At 69.9% G+C, this 19,484-nt stretch carries 14 protein-coding genes; 4 read left to right on the top strand and 10 right to left on the bottom strand.

Annotated features, from left to right (window positions below; genetic code table 11):
- Nucleotides 1-76: 76 nt before the first annotated feature.
- Both AJAP_RS11230 and gltB read right to left on the bottom strand, forming a co-directional pair.
- Nucleotides 77-1,585, bottom strand: a complete 1,509-nt coding sequence (locus AJAP_RS11230; RefSeq protein WP_038510415.1) for a glutamate synthase subunit beta — start codon at nucleotides 1,583-1,585, stop codon at nucleotides 77-79.
- Nucleotides 1,578-6,146, bottom strand: coding sequence for a glutamate synthase large subunit (gene gltB, locus AJAP_RS11225; protein WP_038510413.1), 4,569 nt, complete (start codon nucleotides 6,144-6,146; stop codon nucleotides 1,578-1,580). The genes AJAP_RS11230 and gltB overlap by 8 nt, the downstream gene beginning before the upstream one ends.
- A gap of 326 nt (nucleotides 6,147-6,472) precedes the next feature.
- On the opposite strand from gltB, the gene AJAP_RS11220 reads away from it, so the two are divergent.
- Together AJAP_RS11220 and AJAP_RS11215 are read left to right on the top strand one after the other, a co-directional pair.
- Entirely contained in the window at nucleotides 6,473-7,258 is a 786-nt protein-coding gene (locus AJAP_RS11220) for an SDR family oxidoreductase (protein WP_038510411.1), read from the top strand.
- Nucleotides 7,259-7,270: 12 nt separating this feature from the next.
- Nucleotides 7,271-8,335, top strand: coding sequence for an NAD(P)H-dependent amine dehydrogenase family protein (locus tag AJAP_RS11215; RefSeq protein WP_038510409.1), 1,065 nt, complete (start codon nucleotides 7,271-7,273; stop codon nucleotides 8,333-8,335).
- A 324-nt stretch (nucleotides 8,336-8,659) separates the two neighbouring features.
- On the opposite strand, the gene lgt is transcribed toward AJAP_RS11215, so the two are convergent.
- Genes lgt through AJAP_RS11200 form a run of 3 tightly spaced genes read right to left on the bottom strand, consistent with a single transcriptional unit; the run spans nucleotide 8,660 to nucleotide 12,059 of the window.
- Complete coding sequence (gene lgt / locus AJAP_RS11210; protein ID WP_038510406.1) at nucleotides 8,660-9,721, bottom strand: prolipoprotein diacylglyceryl transferase; 1,062 nt, start codon at nucleotides 9,719-9,721, stop codon at nucleotides 8,660-8,662.
- Nucleotides 9,722-9,750: 29 nt separating this feature from the next.
- The gene (locus AJAP_RS11205) at nucleotides 9,751-10,920 is read right to left on the bottom strand and encodes a M20 metallopeptidase family protein (RefSeq protein ID WP_038510403.1); all 1,170 of its coding nucleotides are present in this window, start codon (nucleotides 10,918-10,920) and stop codon (nucleotides 9,751-9,753) included.
- Nucleotides 10,917-12,059 carry an amidohydrolase family protein gene (locus AJAP_RS11200; protein WP_038510400.1) on the bottom strand — a complete coding sequence of 381 codons (1,143 nt, stop codon included), beginning with the start codon at nucleotides 12,057-12,059 and terminating at the stop codon, nucleotides 10,917-10,919. Before AJAP_RS11200 ends, AJAP_RS11205 begins: the two co-directional genes overlap by 4 nt.
- A gap of 96 nt (nucleotides 12,060-12,155) precedes the next feature.
- On the opposite strand from AJAP_RS11200, the gene AJAP_RS11195 reads away from it, so the two are divergent.
- Entirely contained in the window at nucleotides 12,156-13,529 is a 1,374-nt protein-coding gene (locus tag AJAP_RS11195) for a glutamine synthetase family protein (protein WP_038510398.1), read from the top strand.
- A 104-nt stretch (nucleotides 13,530-13,633) separates the two neighbouring features.
- The gene (locus AJAP_RS11190; RefSeq protein ID WP_037344877.1) at nucleotides 13,634-14,200 is read left to right on the top strand and encodes a hypothetical protein; all 567 of its coding nucleotides are present in this window, start codon (nucleotides 13,634-13,636) and stop codon (nucleotides 14,198-14,200) included.
- A 62-nt stretch (nucleotides 14,201-14,262) separates the two neighbouring features.
- On the opposite strand, the gene trpA is transcribed toward AJAP_RS11190, so the two are convergent.
- From trpA to AJAP_RS11165, 5 genes are all read right to left on the bottom strand, one after another.
- Entirely contained in the window at nucleotides 14,263-15,054 is a 792-nt protein-coding gene (gene trpA / locus AJAP_RS11185; protein ID WP_038510395.1) for a tryptophan synthase subunit alpha, read from the bottom strand.
- A complete protein-coding gene (trpB, locus tag AJAP_RS11180; protein ID WP_051972405.1) occupies nucleotides 15,051-16,280 on the bottom strand; it encodes a tryptophan synthase subunit beta in 1,230 nt (409 codons plus the stop codon). The genes trpA and trpB overlap by 4 nt, the downstream gene beginning before the upstream one ends.
- A complete protein-coding gene (gene trpC / locus AJAP_RS11175; RefSeq protein ID WP_005155232.1) occupies nucleotides 16,277-17,086 on the bottom strand; it encodes an indole-3-glycerol phosphate synthase TrpC in 810 nt (269 codons plus the stop codon). The genes trpB and trpC overlap by 4 nt, the downstream gene beginning before the upstream one ends.
- Before the next feature lie 192 nt (nucleotides 17,087-17,278).
- Nucleotides 17,279-17,836 (bottom strand): Trp biosynthesis-associated membrane protein, encoded by a 558-nt coding sequence (locus AJAP_RS11170; protein ID WP_084098606.1) that lies wholly within the window; start codon nucleotides 17,834-17,836, stop codon nucleotides 17,279-17,281.
- Nucleotides 17,829-19,391 carry an anthranilate synthase component I gene (locus tag AJAP_RS11165; RefSeq protein ID WP_038510390.1) on the bottom strand — a complete coding sequence of 521 codons (1,563 nt, stop codon included), beginning with the start codon at nucleotides 19,389-19,391 and terminating at the stop codon, nucleotides 17,829-17,831. Before AJAP_RS11165 ends, AJAP_RS11170 begins: the two co-directional genes overlap by 8 nt.
- Between the last annotated feature and the right edge of the window lie 93 nt (nucleotides 19,392-19,484).

Here is a 19,484-nt window from a genome sequence, read left to right as displayed (position 1 = left end):
GGCCCGGAGGTTGATCCCCGCCCTCCACCTTGGGCAGGAAGGAACGCGCCGACCACGCTGTCGGCGCGCACCGGGCTCAGACCACCGCGAGCGGCAACGCCGTCGGGTGCACCGGAGCGGGCAGGTCCGAAGCGCCGGTGAGGTACGCGTCGACGGCGCTCGCCACCGAACGTCCCTCGGCGATCGCCCACACCACCAGCGAGGCACCGCGGTGCGCGTCGCCGCAGACGAACACGCCGGGCGAGGAGGTCTGCCAGTCCGCGCCGCACGAGAGCGTGCCCCGCTGGGTCAGCGAGAGACCGAGCCCGTCCAGCAGCGGCATGTGCTCGACCCCCTCGAACCCGATCGCGAGCAGTACGAGGTCGGCGGGCAGTTCCTCGACCTCGTCGTTGACCGGGGTCACCATGCGCTTGCCGGTCTCGGGGTCCTTGACCACGCGCACCTGACGGAGCTCCACGGCGCGCACGTTGCCCTCGTCGTCACCGATGAACCGGGTGACCGCGACGGCGAACTTGCGCTCGCCCGCCTCCTCGTGCGCCGGGTAGGTGCGCAGGATGTACGGCCAGGTCGGCCACGGCGAGCGTTCGTCGTCCCTTGTGGACGGTGGCGTCGGGTACTGGTCCAGCTGGGTCACCGAAAGCGCGCCCTGCCGGGTCGCGGTGCCGTAGGAGTCGGCCCCGGTGTCGCCGCCGCCGATGATGACGACGTGCTTGCCCGCCGCGTCGACCGGCGACGGGCCGTCGCCCTCGACGTACTTGTTGGCCGGGACCAGATGTTCCATCGCCAGGTGGATCCCGGCGAGCTCACGGCCGGGTGTGGTCTTGTCGTCGCGGCCGCGCAGCGCGCCCACGGCGAGGACCACCGCGTCGTACTCCGCCCGCAGTTCCTCGACGGTCAGGTCGACGCCGACCTCGCAGCCGGTGACGAACTTCGTGCCCTCCTTGCGGAGCTGCGCGAGCCGCCGGTCGAGGACCTTCTTCTCCATCTTGAACTCGGGGATGCCGTACCGCAGCAGGCCGCCGAGCCGGTCGTCCCGTTCGAAGACGGTCACCTCGTGGCCGGCGCGGGTCAGCTGCTGCGCGGCGGCGAGCCCGGCCGGGCCGGAGCCGACGACCGCGACCCGCTGCCCCGACGAAACCGCCGAGACCTGCGGCTGCACGTAGCCCGCCTCCCAGGACTGGTCGGCGATCGTCTGCTCGACCCGCTTGATCGACACCGGACCGCCGGACAGGGGCGAGATCGACAGGACGCAGCCCGCCTCGCACGGCGCGGGGCACAGCTTCCCGGTGAATTCGGGGAAGTTGTTGGTCGCGTGCAGCCGGTCGCTCGCCGCGGCCCAGTCGCCGCGGCGCACCAGGTCGTTCCACTCCGGGATCAGGTTGCCCAGCGGGCAGCCGGAACCACCGGAGTGACAGAACGGGATGCCGCAATCCATGCATCGCGAAGCCTGCTTGCGCACCTGTTCGTTGCGCTCGCCGGGTTCCACGTCGGCGTAGACCTCTCCCCAGGTGGCGAGACGGTCCTCTTTGGACTTCTTCTTCGGCTCTTCACGGTCGTACTTCAGGAAACCCGTCGGATCAGCCACGAGCGGCCTCCATGATCGCTTCGTCGACGTCGCGGCCAGCGGCACGCGCCGCCTTCGCCGCGTCAAGGACACGCTGGTAGTCGCGGGGCATCACCTTGGTGAACGCCGCCGAGCGACGCGGCCAGTCGCCGAGCAGCGACGCGGCCACGGCCGAACGTGTGAGGTCGTAGTGCTTCTGCACGGTCTTCTTGAGCCAGGCGAGGTCCTCGGACGACGGCGTCTGGAGGTTCACCATCTCCTCGTTGACCTTGCCGCGGTCGAGGTCGAGCACGTACGCCTCGCCACCGGACATCCCGGCCGCGAGGTTGCGCCCGGTCGGGCCGAGCACCACGGCCTGCCCGCCGGTCATGTACTCGAAGGCGTGGTCGCCGACGCCCTCGGCGACGACCACCGCACCGGAGTTCCGCACGCAGAACCGTTCGCCGACCTGGCCGCGCAGGAACATCTCGCCGCCGGTCGCACCGTAGGCCAGCGTGTTCCCGGCGATGGTCTGGCCCTCCGCGGCGAATTTCGCGTCCGGATGCGGGCGCACGATGATCCGCCCGCCCGAAAGCCCCTTGCCGACGTAGTCGTTCGCGTCGCCGACCATGTCGAGCGTGATGCCGCGCGGCAGGAACGCCCCGAGCGACTGCCCGGCGGAACCGGTCAGCAGCACGTGGATCGTGTCCTCGGGCAGGCCCTCACCGCCGTAGCGACGGGTGATCTCGGAACCGAGCAGCGTGCCGACGGTCCGGTTCACGTTCCGCACCGGCAGTTCCAGGCGCACCGGATGCGCGTCCTCCAGCGCCGCCTCGGCGAGCTGGATCAGCGTCCGGTCGAGGGCGTGCTCCAGGCCGTGGTCCTGCCCCCGCGTGCGCCGCTTCGCCCCGCCGTACGGGGTCTCGGCGGGCATCTCGAAGATCGGCGCCAGGTCGAGACCGGATGCCTTCCAGTGCTCGATCGCCTCGTCGGTGTTCAGCACCTCGGCGTGCCCGATGGCTTCGTCGAGGGTGCGGAAACCGAGTGCCGCCAACGTTTCCCGGACCTCTTCGGCGACGAACCGGAAGTAGTTCACGACGTGGTCGGCCTGGCCGGTGTACCGCTTGCGCAGATCCGGGCTCTGGGTCGCGACGCCGACCGGGCAGGTGTCGAGGTGGCAGACGCGCATCATGACGCAGCCTTCGACGATCAGCGGCGCCGTCGCGAAGCCGTACTCCTCCGCGCCGAGCAGCGCGGCGATGACGACGTCCTTGCCGGTTTTCATCGCGCCGTCGACCTGCACGGTGATCCGGTCGCGCAAACCGTTGAGCAGCAACGTCTGCTGGGTCTCGGCGAGGCCGATCTCCCACGGGGTGCCCGCGTGCTTGAGCGAGTTCATCGGGGAGGCGCCGGTGCCGCCGTCGTGGCCGGAGATCAGCACGACGTCGGCGTGCGCCTTGGACACCCCGGCCGCGACCGTGCCGACGCCGAGCGAGGACACCAGCTTCACGTGGATGCGGGCGTTCTCGTTGGCGTTCTTGAGGTCGTGGATCAGCTGGGCGAGATCCTCGATCGAGTAGATGTCGTGGTGCGGCGGCGGCGAGATGAGCCCGACGCCCGGCGTCGAGTGCCGCGTGCGCGCGATCCACGGGTACACCTTGTTGGGCGGCAGCTGCCCGCCCTCGCCCGGCTTCGCGCCCTGCGCCATCTTGATCTGGATGTCGTCGGCGTTGACGAGGTATTCGCTCGTGACGCCGAAGCGGCCGCTCGCGACCTGCTTGATCGCGCTGCGCCGCGCCGGGTCGTACAGCCGCTCGGGATCCTCCCCGCCCTCACCGGTGTTCGACCGGCCGCCGATGCGGTTCATCGCGATGGCGAGCGTTTCGTGCGCCTCGGCCGAAATCGAACCGTAGGACATCGCGCCGGTGTTGAAGCGCTTGAAGATCGCCTCGACGGGCTCGACCTCGTCCAGCGGGACGGGCTCGCGAACGCCCTCGCGGAAGGCGAACAGCCCGCGCAGCGCGCCACCCTGGCGGTACAGGCGGTGCACCTCGTCGGAGTACTTCTTGTACACCTCTTCCCGGCCGGTCTTCGTCGCGTGCTGCAACAGGAAAACGGTTTCGGGGGTGAACAGGTGCAGCTCGCCCTCGCGGCGGTACGCGTACTCGCCGCCGGTCTCGAGTCCACGGTGGACTCGATCGGTCGGGTTGTCCGGGTACGCGCGGCGATGCCGCGTGGCGACCTCTTCGGCGAGCACGGTCAGCCCGACCCCGCCGAGCTTCGACGACGTCCCGGTGAAGTACTCGTCGAGCAGATCCTGCGCCAGGCCGAAGGATTCGAAGACCTGCGCCGCGGTGTACGCGCCGACGGTCGAGATGCCCATCTTCGACATGATCTTCAGGACGCCCTTCACGAGCGCCTTGACGTAGTTGCGGATCGCCTTGGCCGGCTCGATCCCGGTGACCGCACCGGTCGAGATCATGTCCTCGATGGTCTCGAAGGCCAGGTAGGGGTTCACCGCCGCGGCGCCGTAACCGAGCAGCAGCGCGATGTGGTGGACCTCGCGGGCGTCGCCGGTCTCGACGACCAGCGCGACGCGGAGCCGCTCCTTGGTGCGCACCAGGTGGTGGTGCACCGCGGACACCAGCAGCAGCGACGGGATCGGCGCCATGCGGTGGTCGGAGTCGCGATCGGACAGCACGAGCGTGCGCGCGCCCGCCGCGATCGCCTCCGACGCCTCGCGCCGGACCCGCTCGATCGCGGACGCCAGCGCGTCGGCGCCACCGTCCACTTCGTACAGTCCGGAAAGGACACTGCACGCGAAGCCGGGAAGGTCGCCGTCGTCGTTGATGTGGATCAGCTTGGCGAGTTCGTCGTTGTCGATCACCGGATACGGCAGCTGCACGTGGCGGCAGGAGGCCGGGCCGGGGGCGAGCAGGTTGCGCTCGGGGCCCATGATCCGGCTCATCGAGGTGACGAGCTCTTCGCGGATCGCGTCCAGCGGCGGGTTGGTGACCTGCGCGAAGTTCTGCTTGAAGTAGTCGTAGAGCAGCCGCGAACGCTGCGACAGCACGGCGGGCGGGGTGTCGGAGCCCATCGAACCGATCGGCTCGGCCGCCTTGACCGCCATCGGCGCGAGGAGGATCTTCAGCTCTTCTTCGGTGTAGCCGAAGGAAAGCTGGCGCCGCAGCACGGAATCGTGGCTCTGCACGATGTGGTCGCGGTCCGGCAGGTCGGCGATCTGCAGGAGACCGGCGTGCAGCCAGCCCTCGTACGGGAGTTCCTTGGCCAGCGCCGACTTGACCTCTTCGTCGTCGACGATCCGGCCCGCCTCGGTGTCCACCAGGAACATGCGGCCGGGCTTGAGGCGGCCCTTGGCCACGACGTCCGCGGGGGCGACGTCGAGGACGCCCGCCTCACTGGCGAGCACGACCCGGTCGTCCGCGGTGCGCCACCATCGCGCGGGCCGCAGGCCGTTGCGGTCCAGCACCGCGCCGACGAGCGTGCCGTCGGTGAAGGTGACACAGGCCGGGCCGTCCCACGGCTCCATGAGGCTGGCGTGGAACTGGTAGAACGCACGACGTTGTGCGTCCATCCCGGCGTGGTTCTCCCACGCTTCGGGGATCATCATCAGCACCGCGTGCGGCAGCGACCGCCCGCCGAGGTGCAGCAGCTCCAGCACCTCGTCGAAGGAGGCGGAGTCCGACGCGTCGGCCGAGCAGATCGGGTACAGGCGGGTGAGATCGCCGGGGATGAGGTCCGATTCGAGCAGCGCCTCACGGGCGCGCATGCGGTTGCGGTTGCCCCGGATGGTGTTGATCTCGCCGTTGTGCGCGACGAACCGGAACGGATGCGCCAGCGGCCACGACGGGAAGGTGTTGGTGGAGAACCGGGAGTGCACGAGCGCGATGGCGCTGGTGAGCCGGGTGTCGGTCAGGTCGGCGAAGAAGAGCGGGAGCTGCTCGGGGGTCAGCATTCCCTTGTAGACGATGGTCCGCGAGGACAGCGACGGGAAGTAGATGCCGCAGCCCGCGGTCACGCTCTCGTTCTCGACGCGCTTGCGGAGGCAGAAGGCCAGCCGGTCCAGTTCGAGCCCGGCGGGACATCGCCCGTCGGACTCGGCGCCCGCGACGAACAGCATCGCGAAATGCGGCATGACCGAACGCGCCGTCGGGCCGATGTCGGCGCGGTCGGCGTCGACCGGTACCTCACGCCAGCCGAGGACGTCGAGGCCCTCTTCCGTGGCGATCCGCTCGATCAGGGCGATGGCCTTGTTCCGCTCCTCGACGTCCGAGGGCAGGAAACCGATCCCGGTCGCGTAGGTCTGGTGGCCGTCGGCGTCCGCCGCGGGCAGGGGGAAGTCCACTTCCGCCCGCAGCAGCTCGTCCGGGAGCTGCAGCAGGATGCCCGCGCCGTCGCCACTGGTCGGCTCCGCTCCGGCGGCCCCGCGGTGGTCGAGGTTCGTCAGCGCGGACAGGCCGTCGGTGACGATGCCGTGCGAGCGCCGCCCGCGGACGTCGGCCACCATGGCCACACCGCAGGAGTCCTGTTCGGATTCGGGATCGTAGAGACCCTGTTTGCCTGGAATGGCGGAGAAGATCATGAAGGGACCTCCTTCGTCGTCTGTGCTCAGCGGCCGGGCGGGGCCGGCCGGGGGATGCGCACGGGACGACGATGGCCCGTTCGTTAGCGAGACTTTAACACCTGTGAAACACGTCGGCATCAGTTCGGCGGGCGCGAAAGCCCGCCGACGGGTAACGATCTGGACGCCCGGAACGACACAGTTCCTGATGAGGTCACAGTAGTTCGTTCCGCTAAGTATATGTCCTGTTCCGGGATGTCACGAGAAGCGGTGAGGCGACCCTAGTCACTCCCGGCGCCCGGCGCGAGCCCAGGACATCGGAAATAGAACGTGTTACAGTTCCGGCCATGATCCTGGACCGTTTCCGGCTCACCGACCAGGTCGCCGTGGTCACCGGCGCCGGACGCGGGATCGGCGCGGCGACCGCCGTGGCGCTCGCCGAGGCCGGTGCCGACGTGGTGATCTCCTCCCGCACCGAAACCCAGCTCGACGACGTGGCGGCCCTGGTCGCCGCCACCGGACGGCGCGCCCACGTGGTGCCCGCCGATCTGAGCGACCCGGCCGCCGCCGGCGAGCTGGCGCGCATCGCGACGGCGGAGTTCGGGCGGCTGGACCTGGTGGTCAACAACGTCGGCGGCACCTATCCCCGGCCGCTCCTGGAAACCACTTCCGACTTCCTCGAAGAAGCCTTTCGTTTCAACGTCTCCACCGCGCACGCGCTGACCGTCGCGGCGGCACCGTCCTTACTGGAGTCGGGTGGCTCGGTCGTCAACATCTCGTCGGTGATGGGCCGTGTGACCGGCCGCGGTTTCGCCGCGTACGGGACGGCGAAGGCCGCGCTGGCGCACTACACCCGGCTCGCCGCGGCAGACCTCGCGCCGAAGGTGCGCGTGAACGCGATCTCGGTCGGCTCGGTGGCGACCTCCGCGCTCGAAGTGGTGGTGGGCAACGACGAACTGCGCGGCCGGATGGAGGCCGCCACTCCCCTGCGCCGGATCGGCGAGGCCGAGGACATCGCGGCCACCGTCGTGTTCCTGGCGTCGGGCGCGGGCCGGTATGTCACCGGCAAGATCATCGAAGTCGACGGTGGACTGCAGGCCCCGAACCTGGAGCTGGGCCTGCCCGATCTATAGGAGGCGAGCGCCTTGCGCGTGGTCCAGTGGAGTACCGGGAACGTCGGCCGCCACGCGCTGGCCGGGATAGCCGCGCGGCCCGATCTCGAACTCGCCGGGGTCTGGGTGTCGAGCGAGGCCAAGGCGGGCGTGGACGCCGGGGAACTGGCCGGGCTCGGGCGCCCGCTCGGTGTCGCGGCCACCACCGACGCGGACGCGCTCATCGCGCTGAAGCCGGACTGCGTGCTCTACACGGCTATGGCCGACGACAGGCTCGTCGAGGCCGTCGAGGACCTGAAACGCTTTCTGCGCGCGGGGATCAACGTGGTGTCCAGCAGTCCGGTGTTCCTCCAGTACCCCGAAGGTGTCGTGCCGCCGGAGATGATCGAGCCGATCCGTGAGGCGGCCCGCGAAGGCGGCGCTTCGCTGTGGGTCAACGGTGTCGACCCCGGCTTCGCCAACGACTGGCTGCCGCTGGTGCTCACCGGCGTGTGCGAACGGATCGACGAGGTGCGCTGCCTGGAGATCCTCGACTATTCGACGTACGACAACGGCAAGGTCTTGTTCGACATCATGGGCTTCGGCCGCGAGATGGACGACCTGCCGCTGTTGCTGCAGCCTGGCGTGCTGTCGCTGGCTTGGGGCAGCGTCGTGCGGCAGCTCGCGGCCGGGCTGGACGTCGAACTCGACGGCGTCGAGGAGGTCTACGAGCGGCTCCCTGCGCCTGAGACGTTCGAGATCGCCTCGGGAACCATCAAGGAGGGCACGGCGGCGGCGCTACGGTTCGAGGTGCGTGGCATGCGCGGCGGACGGGCGGTGTGCGTGCTGGAGCACATCACGCGGCTGCGCGGCGACCTCGGGCCGGACTGGCCGCAGCCGACCGGGCAGGGCTGCTACCGCGTCCAGGTGACCGGCGAGCCCGAGTACGTGCTGGACCTGCGGCTGGTCGGGACCGATGGCGACCACAACACCGCCGGGCTGAAGGCGACCGCGATGCGGCTGGTGAACGCGATCCCGGCGGTGGTGGCGGCTCCGCCGGGGCTGCTGACGGCGCTGGACCTGCCTTTGGTGACGGGACGGGGCCTGGTCTCTCCCTGAGGCGCGGCACTTTCACGTGACTGCCTGGACGACACGCGTGATCAGACGGACGACACGCGTGACGGGACGGACGACACGGGTCGCGGCCAGGTCCTCTCGCGTGCCGTCCACGTGATCACGCGTGTCGTCCGTCTGGACACATGTGTCGTCCGTCTGGACACGCGACTCACCGCAGCGAGTCCCGATGCCATGAAAGGTCCTTTCCTTGCAAATTTTGCAAGGAAAGGACCTTTCATGGCACTCGCGACGGAAGGGCGGAAGTACGTGAAGGCCCCCTTCATTGCGTCTAGCGCAATGAAGGGGGCCTTCACGTACCAAAGAGCGCTACTTCTCGGCGTCGGGCTTCGGGTCCTCGGTCGCCTTGTCGGCGGCGGAGTCCCGGACGGTGTCCGGAGCCGCGGCGACCTCCGCGTGGGTCTCGGAAGGCTCAGCGGTCTCGGAGTCGGCCGAAGCGGAGGCGCCCGAGGCGGAGTCGGCGTCGTCCCGCGGCACATCCTTGCTCCACAGCGTTTCCGGCGCTTCCCTCGGCCCACGCTTGGCGGCCAGTACGAAGTACGCGATCGCCGCGGCGAACAGCAGGATCGAGGTCCACACGTTGACCCGCAGGCCGAGGATGTGGTTCGCGGTGTCGGTCCGCATCATCTCGATCCAGAACCGGCCCGCGGTGTACCCGGCGACGTACAGCGCGAACACGCGGCCGTGGCCGAGGCGGAACTTCTTGTCCGCCCAGATGACCAGCAGCGCGACACCGAGGTTCCAGATCAGCTCGTAGAGGAACGTCGGGTGCACCGGGCTGTCCGGCAGCGGGACGTGCCCGATCGCGATCCCGTTCAGGAAGTCGTCCGGGTTGGTCGGGTTGTAGCGCTGGTAGATCTCCAGCCCCCACGGCAGATCGGTGTGCGCGCCGTAGAGCTCCTGGTTGAAGTAGTTGCCGAGCCGCCCGATCGCCTGCGCGATCACGATCCCCGGCGCGAGCGCGTCCGCCATCGCGGGCAGCGGGATGCCCCGGCGGCGGCAGGCGATCAGCGCGCCGACGGCGCCGAGCGCGATGGCGCCCCAGATCCCGAGGCCGCCGTCCCAGATCTTCAGCGCGTTGAGCGGGTTCTTGCCCTCGCCGAAGTACAGCTGGTTGTCGGTGATGACGTGGTACAACCGGCCGCCGACCAGGCCGAACGGCACCGCGAAGACGGCGACGTCGATGACGGTGCCCTTCGTGCCGCCGCGGTTCACCCAGCGCCGCTCGCCCAGCCAGATCGCCACGATGATGCCGGCGATGATGCAGAGCGCGTATGCCCGGATCGGGACCGGCCCGATATGCCAGACGCCCTGGTCGGGGCTGGGGATGGTCGCGAGGAACGCTGCCGAGGCGGTATTCACGTCGGCCACCGTAGCGCTTCGTCGACTTCTTGGGGGCGTCAGCCCTCGACGGCGGCCAAATAGCCCGCGATCAGCGCGGACGCGACCTGCCCGATGGCGGCGTCGGGCGGCAGGAACAGTTCGTCGTGCAGGCTCGGCGCGCCCGCGGTGTCGCCGAGGCCGACGAACATCATCAGCCCGCGCGTCATCCCGCAGTAGTGCGCGAAGTCGTCGGCGCCGAAAGACCGGAAGTCGGTGTCCACGGCCGCCCCGGTCCGGACGAGCCGCCGGTGCGCGCGCTGGGTGAGCCCGGCGTCGTTGTGCAGCACCGGTTCGCACGGGCTGATCTCCAGTTCCGCCCGGCAGCCGTGCGCCTTGGCGGTGCCGTGGACGACCTCGGCGAGCCCCTCCAGCGCGAGGTCGCGGTCCTCGGCGCGCATCAGCCGCAGCGAGCCCGACAGACGGGCCTCGTTCGGCACGACGTTCGCCGTGGTCCCGGCTTCGATCCGGCCGACCGAGCAGACCGCGCCGAACACCGGGTCGACCCGGCGGCTCGCGAGCTGCTGCAGGCTCACCACGATCTGGCTGAGCGCGAGGATCGGGTCCCGCAGCAGGTGCGGATACCCGGCGTGCCCGCCCTGGCCGCGGACGACGACGTCGAACTCGTCGGTGGAGGCGTTGACCGGTCCCGGCACCGCCGACACCACGCCCGCCGCGAGCCGGGGCTGGACGTGCGCGCCGATGACCGACTCGACGCCGTACTCGGTGAGCACGCCCGACTCGACGATGTCCAGCGCACCGGACGGCGACGTCTCCTCACGCGGCTGCAGGAGCGCCACGAGCGGCCGGGGCACCCCGACCACGGCGGCCGCGCGGACGGTGGCGACGAGCGCGGCCATGTGGACGTCGTGTCCGCACGCGTGCATCAGCGGCGTCTCCGAAGCCCACGGCACCCCGGTGCGCTCGGTGACCGGCAGCGCGTCCAGTTCGGTGCGCAGTGCCACGGCCGGTCCCGGCCGGGTGCCGGGGAGCAGGACGGCGCGTCCGGTCTTGGCGACCCGGACCCCGTCGTCGATGTCCAGCGCCTCGACGACGACCCGCGCGGTGTCCTCCTCGTCCCCCGACGCGCGCGGATCGGCGTGTACGCGGTGCCGCAGCCCGATCGCGGAAGGCAGCTCCGCTTCGACCGCGGCCTCCCACCGGTCCTGCAGTTCGTCCAGCTCCGTCATGTCCCCTCCAGCCCGTACACCCGTTCGGCGTTGCGGTGCCCCACCAGCGCCGCTATCCGATGCGCGTCCACTTCGGACAGTACGTCCGAAGTGAGTCCCGCGTACAGGAAGTCGGACAGTCCTTGCCGGAACAGCGCGGTGCCGAGGTGGTACAGCTCGGCCAGCCCGAACGCGTCCGTGGAGAACAGCAGCTTCCCGAACGGCACGATCTCCATTGTCTCCGCGATGATCGCGGGCGCACGATGACCGGCGTTGTGCGTCGCGAGTCCCACGTCGACGAACACGTGCTCGAACACCTGCGCCAGATACGCGGCGTTCCGGTGGAAGGGATAGTTGTGCAGCAGCATGATCGGCACCCCGTGTGAGCGGGTGGCCCGCAGCAGCCCGGTGAGCAGCAGCGGATCGCAGCGGTGCAGGTCGACGTCGGAATCGCCGAAGCCGACGTGGAACTGGATCGGCAACGCCAGGTCGATCCCGGTCCAGATCAGGAAGCGGTGCAGCACCTCGTCCGCGAGCCGGACCGGTTCGCCCGCCTCGATCCGCGCGAGCCAGCGGCCCGCCGCTTCGGTGACTTCGGCCTCCGTCGGCCGCTCCTCCGCCAGGTCGAGGCCGACCCGGTAAGCGGCGATGGATTTGAACCCGACGGCCGTCGTGGCGCGTTTCGCCAGTTCCCTGGTGAAGGCCTCGATGAATCCGGCCGCGGTGGTGGCTCCGATCACCGTTTCGGCGACCTGTTCGAGGCGGACGATGTCCCGCGCGCGGGCGCCGGACAGTGCCGCGAACTGCTCGGTCGTGGTCAGCGTGTCCGGCAGGAAACCGCCGTCGAGCAGGAATTCGGTCGTGCCGGTGGCGCGCAGGAATCGCGCGTTGACCTCCGTGGCGCCCAGTTCGGCGCGGCGGGCCAGATAGACCTCGGCCGGGACGTGCGGCGGCAGGTCGAGCACGGGTGCGCAGCGGGCGCGCACCGCGAGCCCGATCAGCGAATCGAACAGGGTGGTGCCCAGTGACGAGACGGTGTCGGCCTCGGTGAGCATCTGCTCGAACTCGATCCGGCCGAGGTCACCGGTGACGACGCCGTGGCAGTGGTGGTCCACCAGCCGCGTCCGGGCCACGAACGGCAGGATCGGGGTTCCCGGCATGAGCGCGTCCCTTCTCGTGATCGACGAGTGCGGCCTCACCCTATGGCCGGATCGGGGCGTGGCAAGGGGCTGGAGAACAGGCCAGGATGAGGAACCATGGTGAACCGGGAAGCACTGACCGCCCGCGCGACCGCCCTCACCGGGGAACTCCGGGCACGGGGTGTCGAGCTCGTGGCGCTGACCTTCGTGGACAACGCCGGGATAGCGCGGGTCAAGGCGGTGCCGCTGCGGAAGCTGCCGTCGGCGGCCGCGTGGGGTGTTGGCGCTTCGAATTCCTTCGATTTCTTCGGCTTCGACGACATCATCACCGGCGGTGAGCATTCCCTCGGGCCGGTCGGCGACCTGCGGCTGCATCCGGACCTCGACGCGCTGACCGTGCTCGCCGGGCAGCCAGGCTGGGCCTGGGCGCCGGTGACGAAACTCGATCAGGAGGGCGAACCGCATCCGCAGGATCCGCGTGCCCTGCTGACGACGGCGGTGGACCGGCTGGCCGCACGCGGTCACCGCGCGCGGATGAGTTTCGAGATCGAATGGGTGATCACCAGCGCCGACGCCCCCGACGACGCGAAGTCGGCCACGGCGGGCCCGGCCTACGGTTACGCGAGGCTTTCCGAGCGCGCGGACTACCTTCGCGCCCTGGTGTCCACTTTGGACCAACAGGGCGTCGGGGTGGAGCAGATCCATCCCGAGTACGCGGACGGCCAGTTCGAACTATCCGTCGCCGCCGCCGATCCGGTGCGGGCGGCCGACATCGCCGTGCTGACGAAGGAGACGATCCGCGCGCTCAGCCACCGGCACGGGCTCAAGGCGTCCTTCACCCCGAAGTTCGCGCCCGCCGGGGTGGGCAACGGCGGGCACGTGCATCTGAGCGTTTGGGACGGAGCGCGGAATCTTTTTTCGGGCGGGGAAAGGGTTTTCGGGCTGACACCGCTCGCGGAGTCGTTCAGCGCCGGCATCCTGAAACGGCTGCCCGCGCTGCACGCGATCGGGGCGCCTTCGGTGGTCAGCTATCTGCGCCTGGAGCCGCACCATTGGGCGGGGGTGTACACCGCGTGGGGCCTGGAGAACCGGGAGACGCCGCTGCGGCTGGTGCGCGGCGTCGCCGGGAATCGCGCGTCGGCGGCGAATCTCGAGGTCAAATGTTTCGACCTGACCGCGAATCCGTATCTGCTGGCGGCCGCGCTGCTGTTCGCCGGGATGGCCGGTGCCGACGAGGAGGCGTCACTGCCGGAGCCCCTCGACGTCGACCCCGGAGTTCTGACCGAAGAGGAACGCGCCGCCCGCGGGGTCGAGCGCTTGCCTCAGCGGCTGGCGGACGCCGTCGCCGCGTTCGAGGCGGACAAGGACCTGGCGGCCGCGTTCGGCGCTCCGCTGGCGACGACGATCGTGGACGTGCGGCGGGCGGAGATCGAGCGGTTCGCGGACGCGAGCCCGGAGGAGATCACCGAAGCGCAGCGGTGGCGGCACTGAGGCGGGTCACCGGAACAGCTCTGTCCGGTGACCTGGCCGCTCTCTAAAGTGACGCTCGCCCGCCCAGGTCGGGTGGGCTTTGTGCGAACTGGGGAACTCAGCCGATGAAGAAACTGAAAGCCGTCCTCGTCACAGTCCTGCTCGCCCTGACGGCCCTGGTCTCGACCGCCACCGCGGCGAGTGCGGCGGCCGGGAATCCGACGAAGTTCCAGCCCGGGATCCGTGAGGCATGGGTGCATTTCCGGCCCGCCATGGATTCCGCGTATGTCGTGGTCAGCGACGTCAGCCTCAGAGCCCTCTGCTACGTGTCCGCCGCCGACGGGCTCTGGAACCTGGTCTACGACGACCACGCGGTCAAGGTCGGGTACACCTACGCGTCGTACCTCACCGCGCCGTCCGGCCAATGGTGCGGGAACGTCGGCCAGGGAACCGGCGGGGCCAAGGGCGAGACCTGGGTGCACCTCTACCCACAGGCGAACTGGGCTCACGAGGTCATGTACCCGGGCCACGACGTCGCGGCGATCTGCACGCTCGGGTTCCTCACCGACGTGTCCGACGGCAGCAACCGCCGATGGGACCTGTACCTCGACCACGCGAACAACGTCGCTGGATTCACCTGGTACACCAGCTTCTACTCGTCGCCGTCGTCGATCACCGACTGCGGCATCTGATGCAGCGAAGGGGCCCTTCACCGCCTGAGATGCGATGAAGGGCCCCTTCGGCTCACGTCAGATCAAGCGGGGGCGACGGCCTTCCGTACCCCCGCGGCCAGTTCGGCCGAAAGCTCGCGCACCGCGTCGGTGCCGCTCGCCGCGGCCGTCACCAGCGCCGAGCCGACGATGACGCCGTCCGCGAAGCCCGCGACCTGCGCCGCCTGCTCGCCGGACCGGACGCCGATCCCGACGCCGATCGGCAGTTCCGTATGCGCGCGGGTCCGCTCGACCAGATCCTCGGCGTGCACGCCGACCTGGTCGCGAGCACCCGTCACACCCATCACCGCGGTGGCGTACACGAAGCCGGAAGCGGCCGCGACGGTCTTCGCGATCCGCTCCTCCGAGGAGGACGGCGCGACCAGGAAGATCCGGTCCAGACCATGCTGCTCGGAGGCGGCCATCCACTCGTCGGCCTCGTCCGGGATCAGGTCCGGGGTGATCATCCCGAGCCCGCCCGCGGCGGCGAGGTCCCGCGCGAAACGGTCGACGCCGTAGCGGTGCACCGGGTTCCAGTACGTCATCACGACGGCCTTGCCGCCGCGCGCCGACACCGACTCGACGACCTCGAACAGGTGCTTGAGTTTGAAGCCGCCGGAGAGCGCGCTCACCGACGCGGCCTGGATGGTCGGGCCGTCCATCACTGGGTCCGAGTAGGGCACGCCCACCTCGACCAGGTCGGCGCCGCCGTCGACCACGGCGGCCAGCAGATCCTTGGACCCGTCGACCGTCGGGAAGCCCGCCGGAAGGTAACCGATCAGCGCGCCGCGCCCCTCGGCCTTCGTCTTCGCGAAGAGGTCGTCCAGCGCGCTCATGCGTTCTCCACCAGGCCGAAGTACTTCGCGGCCGTGTCCATGTCCTTGTCGCCGCGACCGGACAGGTTCACGATGATCAGCCCCTCGGGGCCGAGTTCACGGCCGAGCACCAGCGCACCGGCCAGCGCGTGCGCCGACTCGATCGCCGGGATGATGCCCTCGGTGCGCGAAAGCAGCTTGAACGCGTCCATCGCCTCGGCGTCGGTCACCGGCCGGTACTCGGCGCGGCCGCTGTCCTTGAGCCACGCGTGCTCCGGGCCGACGCCCGGGTAGTCCAGCCCCGCGGAGATCGAGTGCGACTCGACGGTCTGGCCGTCCTCGTCCTGCAGCAGGTACGTCATCGCGCCGTGCAGGTTGCCCGGGGTGCCCTTGGTCAGCGTGGCGCCGTGACGATTGCCCTCGACACCTTCGCCACCCGGTTCGAGACCGACCAGGCGCACCGACGTGTCGTCGATGAAGCCGTGGAAGATCCCGATCGCGTTCGATCCGCCGCCGACGCAGGCCGCGACGGCGTCGGGCAGGCGTCCAGCCTGCTCCAGGATCTGGGCGCGGGCCTCCTCGCCGATGATCTTGTGGAAGTTCCGCACCATCATCGGGAAGGGATACGGGCCCGCCGCCGTGCCGAACAAGTAATGCGTGGTGTCGGCGTTGGTGACCCAGTCGCGCAGCGCCTCGTTGATCGCGTCCTTGAGCGTGCGCGAACCGGTCTTCACCGGGACGACCTCGGCGCCGAGCAGCTTCATGCGGGCGACGTTCAGCGCCTGCCGCTCGGTGTCGACCTCGCCCATGTAGACGATGCATTCCAGGTCCAGCAGCGCGCAGGCGGTGGCGGTGGCCACGCCGTGCTGTCCGGCCCCGGTCTCGGCGATGACCCGCTTCTTGCCCATCCGCTTGGTGAGCAGCGCCTGGCCGAGCACGTTGTTGATCTTGTGCGAACCGGTGTGGTTCAGATCCTCGCGTTTGAGGAAGATCCGGGCGCCGCCGGCGTGCTCACCGAAGCGCTTGGCCTCGGTGAGCAGCGACGGGCGACCGGCGTACTCACGCAGCAGGCGCCGGAACTCGTTGACGAAGTCCGGGTCGGTCCTCGCCTTGTCGTATTCCGCCGCGACCTCGTCGACGACGCCGATCAGGGCCTCGGGCATGAACCGGCCGCCGTACGGGCCGTAGTAGCCCCGGCCGTCAGGGTCGTGCTCGCCGTGCGGCGTTTCGGTGTACTCCACGCTCATCGAGAAGGCCTCGGGCAAGCGGGGTGCGAACCGGCGGTCACGAGCTTGACCAGGGCGCCCTTCGGGTCTCCCGAAGCAACGAGCCCTTCGCCCACGAGGACGGCGTCGGCGCCGTGACCCGCGTAGGACATCAGGTCACCGGGGCCGCGGACACCGGACTCGGCGATCTTGAAGACGTCCATCGGCAGGCCGGGGGCCAGCCGCGAGAAGACGTCCCGGTCGACCTCGAGGGTGTGCAGGTTGCGGGCGTTGACGCCGATCACCTTCGCGCCGGCTTCGAGCGCCTTGTCGGCCTCTTCGGCGTTGTGGATCTCGACCAGCGCGGTCATCCCGAGGGATTCGACGCGGTCCAGCAACGCGATCAGGGCGTTCTGCTCCAGCGCCGCCACGATCAGCAGGACCATGTCCGCGCCGTGCAGCCGCGCCTCGTGCACCTGGTACGGGCTGACGATGAAGTCCTTGCGCAGCACCGGGATGTCGACCGCCGCGCGGACCGCGTCGAGGTCGGCGAGCGAGCCACCGAACCGCCGCTGTTCGGTCAGCACGCTGATCACCCGGGCGCCGCCGTCGGCGTAGTCCTTCGCCAGCGCGGCCGGATCCGGGATCTCGGCCAGATCGCCCTTGGAGGGGCTGCGCCGCTTCACCTCGGCGATGACACCGATACCGGACTCGCGCAAGGCCGCGAGGACGTCACGTGGGGGCGCGACCTGGGTCGCGCGCTTCTTCAATTCGTCGAACGGCAGAGCCGCCTCGCGCTCGGCGAGATCGGCACGGACGCCGGCGACGATGTCTTCGAGCACGCTCACCGGAGTCCCTCACCGGCCGTCGTACTCACGGATTCCTTCGCAAGGTCGCTCACAAAAACCTTCCCCTTCCCGCCGAAACGATGCTAACCCCCGCACGGATACGGCCTGGTTCCGGGTATGTCCGTTACTCCGAATGCCCACCGTGTCATCTTTCCCGGCGTGGATCTCCGAAACCCGCGAATTCCGCCGTCGTCACCGGGTCGCGGTGGGATCTTCGCCGTCGGACAGCGCCTCCCACAGCTCGGTCTCGGGATCCTTCGCGGCCTTCTTCTTCGCCCCCGGCGCCGAATACTTAGCGCCGAGGCGCGGCATCCGGCCCGCGCCCTTGATGGCTGCCAACCCGCCCGCCGTCACGAGAATTCCCCCGAGAATCGCGAGGCCGCGGGCTCCCAGCATCTGGGCGACGGGCAGTCCGTCGGCGAACCCGCTGAACGAGCCGCCCGCCACGCCGATCCACACCGCGGCGAGGCCGGACACGGCGAGTACCACGCCGAGCACCCGGCGTGGCCAGCCGCCGGTGGCGATCAGCCCCGCCGTGCCGGCGAGCGCCAGCAACGCGAGGGGAATCAGCGCAACCGCGCGCTGTGAACCGGTTTCCGTGTACAGCACGGTGCCGCGCACTCCGCCGTCGCGGAACTCCGCGAACCACACGAGCTGCGAGGAACCCCACAACGCGACCGCGCCCAGCAGCAGGCCCACCACGGCGATCCACAGTGGACGCTTGGCTTTCTTCGCCGGGACCTCAGACACGAGTGCGGTCACCCGCCGGGTCGAGCTCGTCCGCCGCGATCATCGTCTGCGCCGCCGCGACGGCGGAAAGCACCGTACGGGCCTTGTTGAGCGACTCGTTGTCCTCGTAGTCGGCCACCGAGTCCGCGACGACTCCCCCGCCCGCCTGGACGTACGCGGTGCCGTCCTTCATCAGCGCGGTGCGGATCGCGATCGCGGTGTCGGCGTCCCCGGCGAAGTCGAGATACCCGACGACGCCGCCGTAGAGCGCCCTGCGGGTCGGCTCCAGCTCCTCGATCAGCTGCATCGCGCGGACCTTCGGCGCGCCCGAGAGCGTCCCCGCCGGGAAACAGGCGGTGACGGCGTCGAAAGCCGTCTTGTCGTCGAGAAGTTCCCCGGTGACCGTGGAGACGATATGCATGACGTGGCTGTAGCGCTCGACGTCGAAGAAGTCGACGACGCGCACGGTGCCCGGCTTGCAGACCTTGCCGAGGTCGTTGCGGCCGAGGTCGACGAGCATGAGGTGCTCGGCGCGCTCCTTCTCGTCCGCGAGCAGGTCCTTGGCCAGCTGCGCGTCCTCCTCCGGATCGGCGCCGCGCCAGCGGGTGCCCGCGATCGGATGCGTGGTCGCGCGGCCGTCCCGCACGGTGACCAGCGACTCCGGGCTGGATCCGACGATGTCGAAGCCGTCCAGGCGCAGCAGGTACATGTACGGGCTCGGGTTGGACGTGCGCAGCACGCGGTAGACGTCGAGCGCGTCGGCCTGGGTCTCGATCTCGAAGCGTTGCGACGGCACGATCTGGAACGCTTCGCCCGCCTTGATCGCCTCGACCGCCTTCTCGACCGCCGCGTGGAAGTCCGGCTTGGACCGGCGGCGCGTGAATTCGGGCGCGGGACGGTCGAAGACGGCGGCCGTGGCCGGGGCGGCGACGTGCAGCTGCTTGGTCATCGCGTTCAGGCGCGCGACGGCGTCGTCGTACGCGGCGTCGACGCGCTCGGCCGAGTCGTCCCAGTTGACCGCGTTGGCGATCAGTGTGACGGTGCCCTCGTGGTGGTCGAAGGCGGCCAGGTCGGTCGCCAGCAGCATGGTGAGCTCGGGGATGTCGAGGTCACGCTCGGCGAGCTCGGGGAGCCGTTCGAGCCAGCGGACGGCGTCGTAGCCGATGTAGCCGACCATGCCGCCGGTGAGCGGCGGCATCCCGGGCAGCTGTTCGGTGTGGAGCGCGGCGACGGTCTCGCGCAGGACGGTGAGCGGGTCGCCCTCGGTCGGCAGGCCGACCGGCGGGGTGCCGGTCCACACGGCCTCGCCGTCACGCACGGTCAGCGCGGCGGGGCTGTCGACGCCGATGAACGACCATCGGCTCCAGGAAGCGCCGTTCTCCGCCGATTCGAACAGGAACGTCCCCGGCCGGTCGGCGGCGAGCTTGCGGTAGACCCCGATGGGGGTCTCACCGTCGGCGAGCACGCGACGGACGACGGGGATGACGCGACGGCCCTCGGCGAGCGCGCGGAACTCGTCGCGCGAAGGGCTGACCGAGCCGAGCCCCGAGGGGCTGGCGTTTGCGGCGCTGACCATGTCGCTCATTGTGCTGCAACGGCCGCACGGCCCGGGACGGGGGGATGAATTCAAAGATTGTTGAATTTCTGGCCGGGTCCGTTCATGATGACG

The organism is Amycolatopsis japonica, from assembly GCF_000732925.1.
Taxonomy (GTDB): domain Bacteria; phylum Actinomycetota; class Actinomycetes; order Mycobacteriales; family Pseudonocardiaceae; genus Amycolatopsis; species Amycolatopsis japonica.
The sequence above is the reverse complement of the archived record's forward strand: the minus strand, read 5'-3'. Positions and strand labels throughout refer to the sequence as shown.

Bases quoted from the DNA above. Each gene is read 5' to 3' on its own strand.
- AJAP_RS11190 (WP_037344877.1), top strand. From the start codon at position 13,634: ATGAAGAAACTGAAAGCCGTCCTCGTCACAGTCCTGCTCGCCCTGACG.
- AJAP_RS11200 (WP_038510400.1), bottom strand. From the start codon at position 12,059: ATGCCGGGAACCCCGATCCTGCCGTTCGTGGCCCGGACGCGGCTGGTG.
- AJAP_RS11220 (WP_038510411.1), top strand. From the start codon at position 6,473: ATGATCCTGGACCGTTTCCGGCTCACCGACCAGGTCGCCGTGGTCACC.
- gltB (WP_038510413.1), bottom strand. From the start codon at position 6,146: ATGATCTTCTCCGCCATTCCAGGCAAACAGGGTCTCTACGATCCCGAA.
- AJAP_RS11165 (WP_038510390.1), bottom strand. From the start codon at position 19,391: ATGGTCAGCGCCGCAAACGCCAGCCCCTCGGGGCTCGGCTCGGTCAGC.
- trpA (WP_038510395.1), bottom strand. From the start codon at position 15,054: ATGAGCGCGCTGGACGACCTCTTCGCGAAGACGAAGGCCGAGGGGCGC.
- AJAP_RS11195 (WP_038510398.1), top strand. From the start codon at position 12,156: ATGGTGAACCGGGAAGCACTGACCGCCCGCGCGACCGCCCTCACCGGG.
- trpB (WP_051972405.1), bottom strand. From the start codon at position 16,280: ATGAGCGTGGAGTACACCGAAACGCCGCACGGCGAGCACGACCCTGAC.
- AJAP_RS11205 (WP_038510403.1), bottom strand. From the start codon at position 10,920: ATGACGGAGCTGGACGAACTGCAGGACCGGTGGGAGGCCGCGGTCGAA.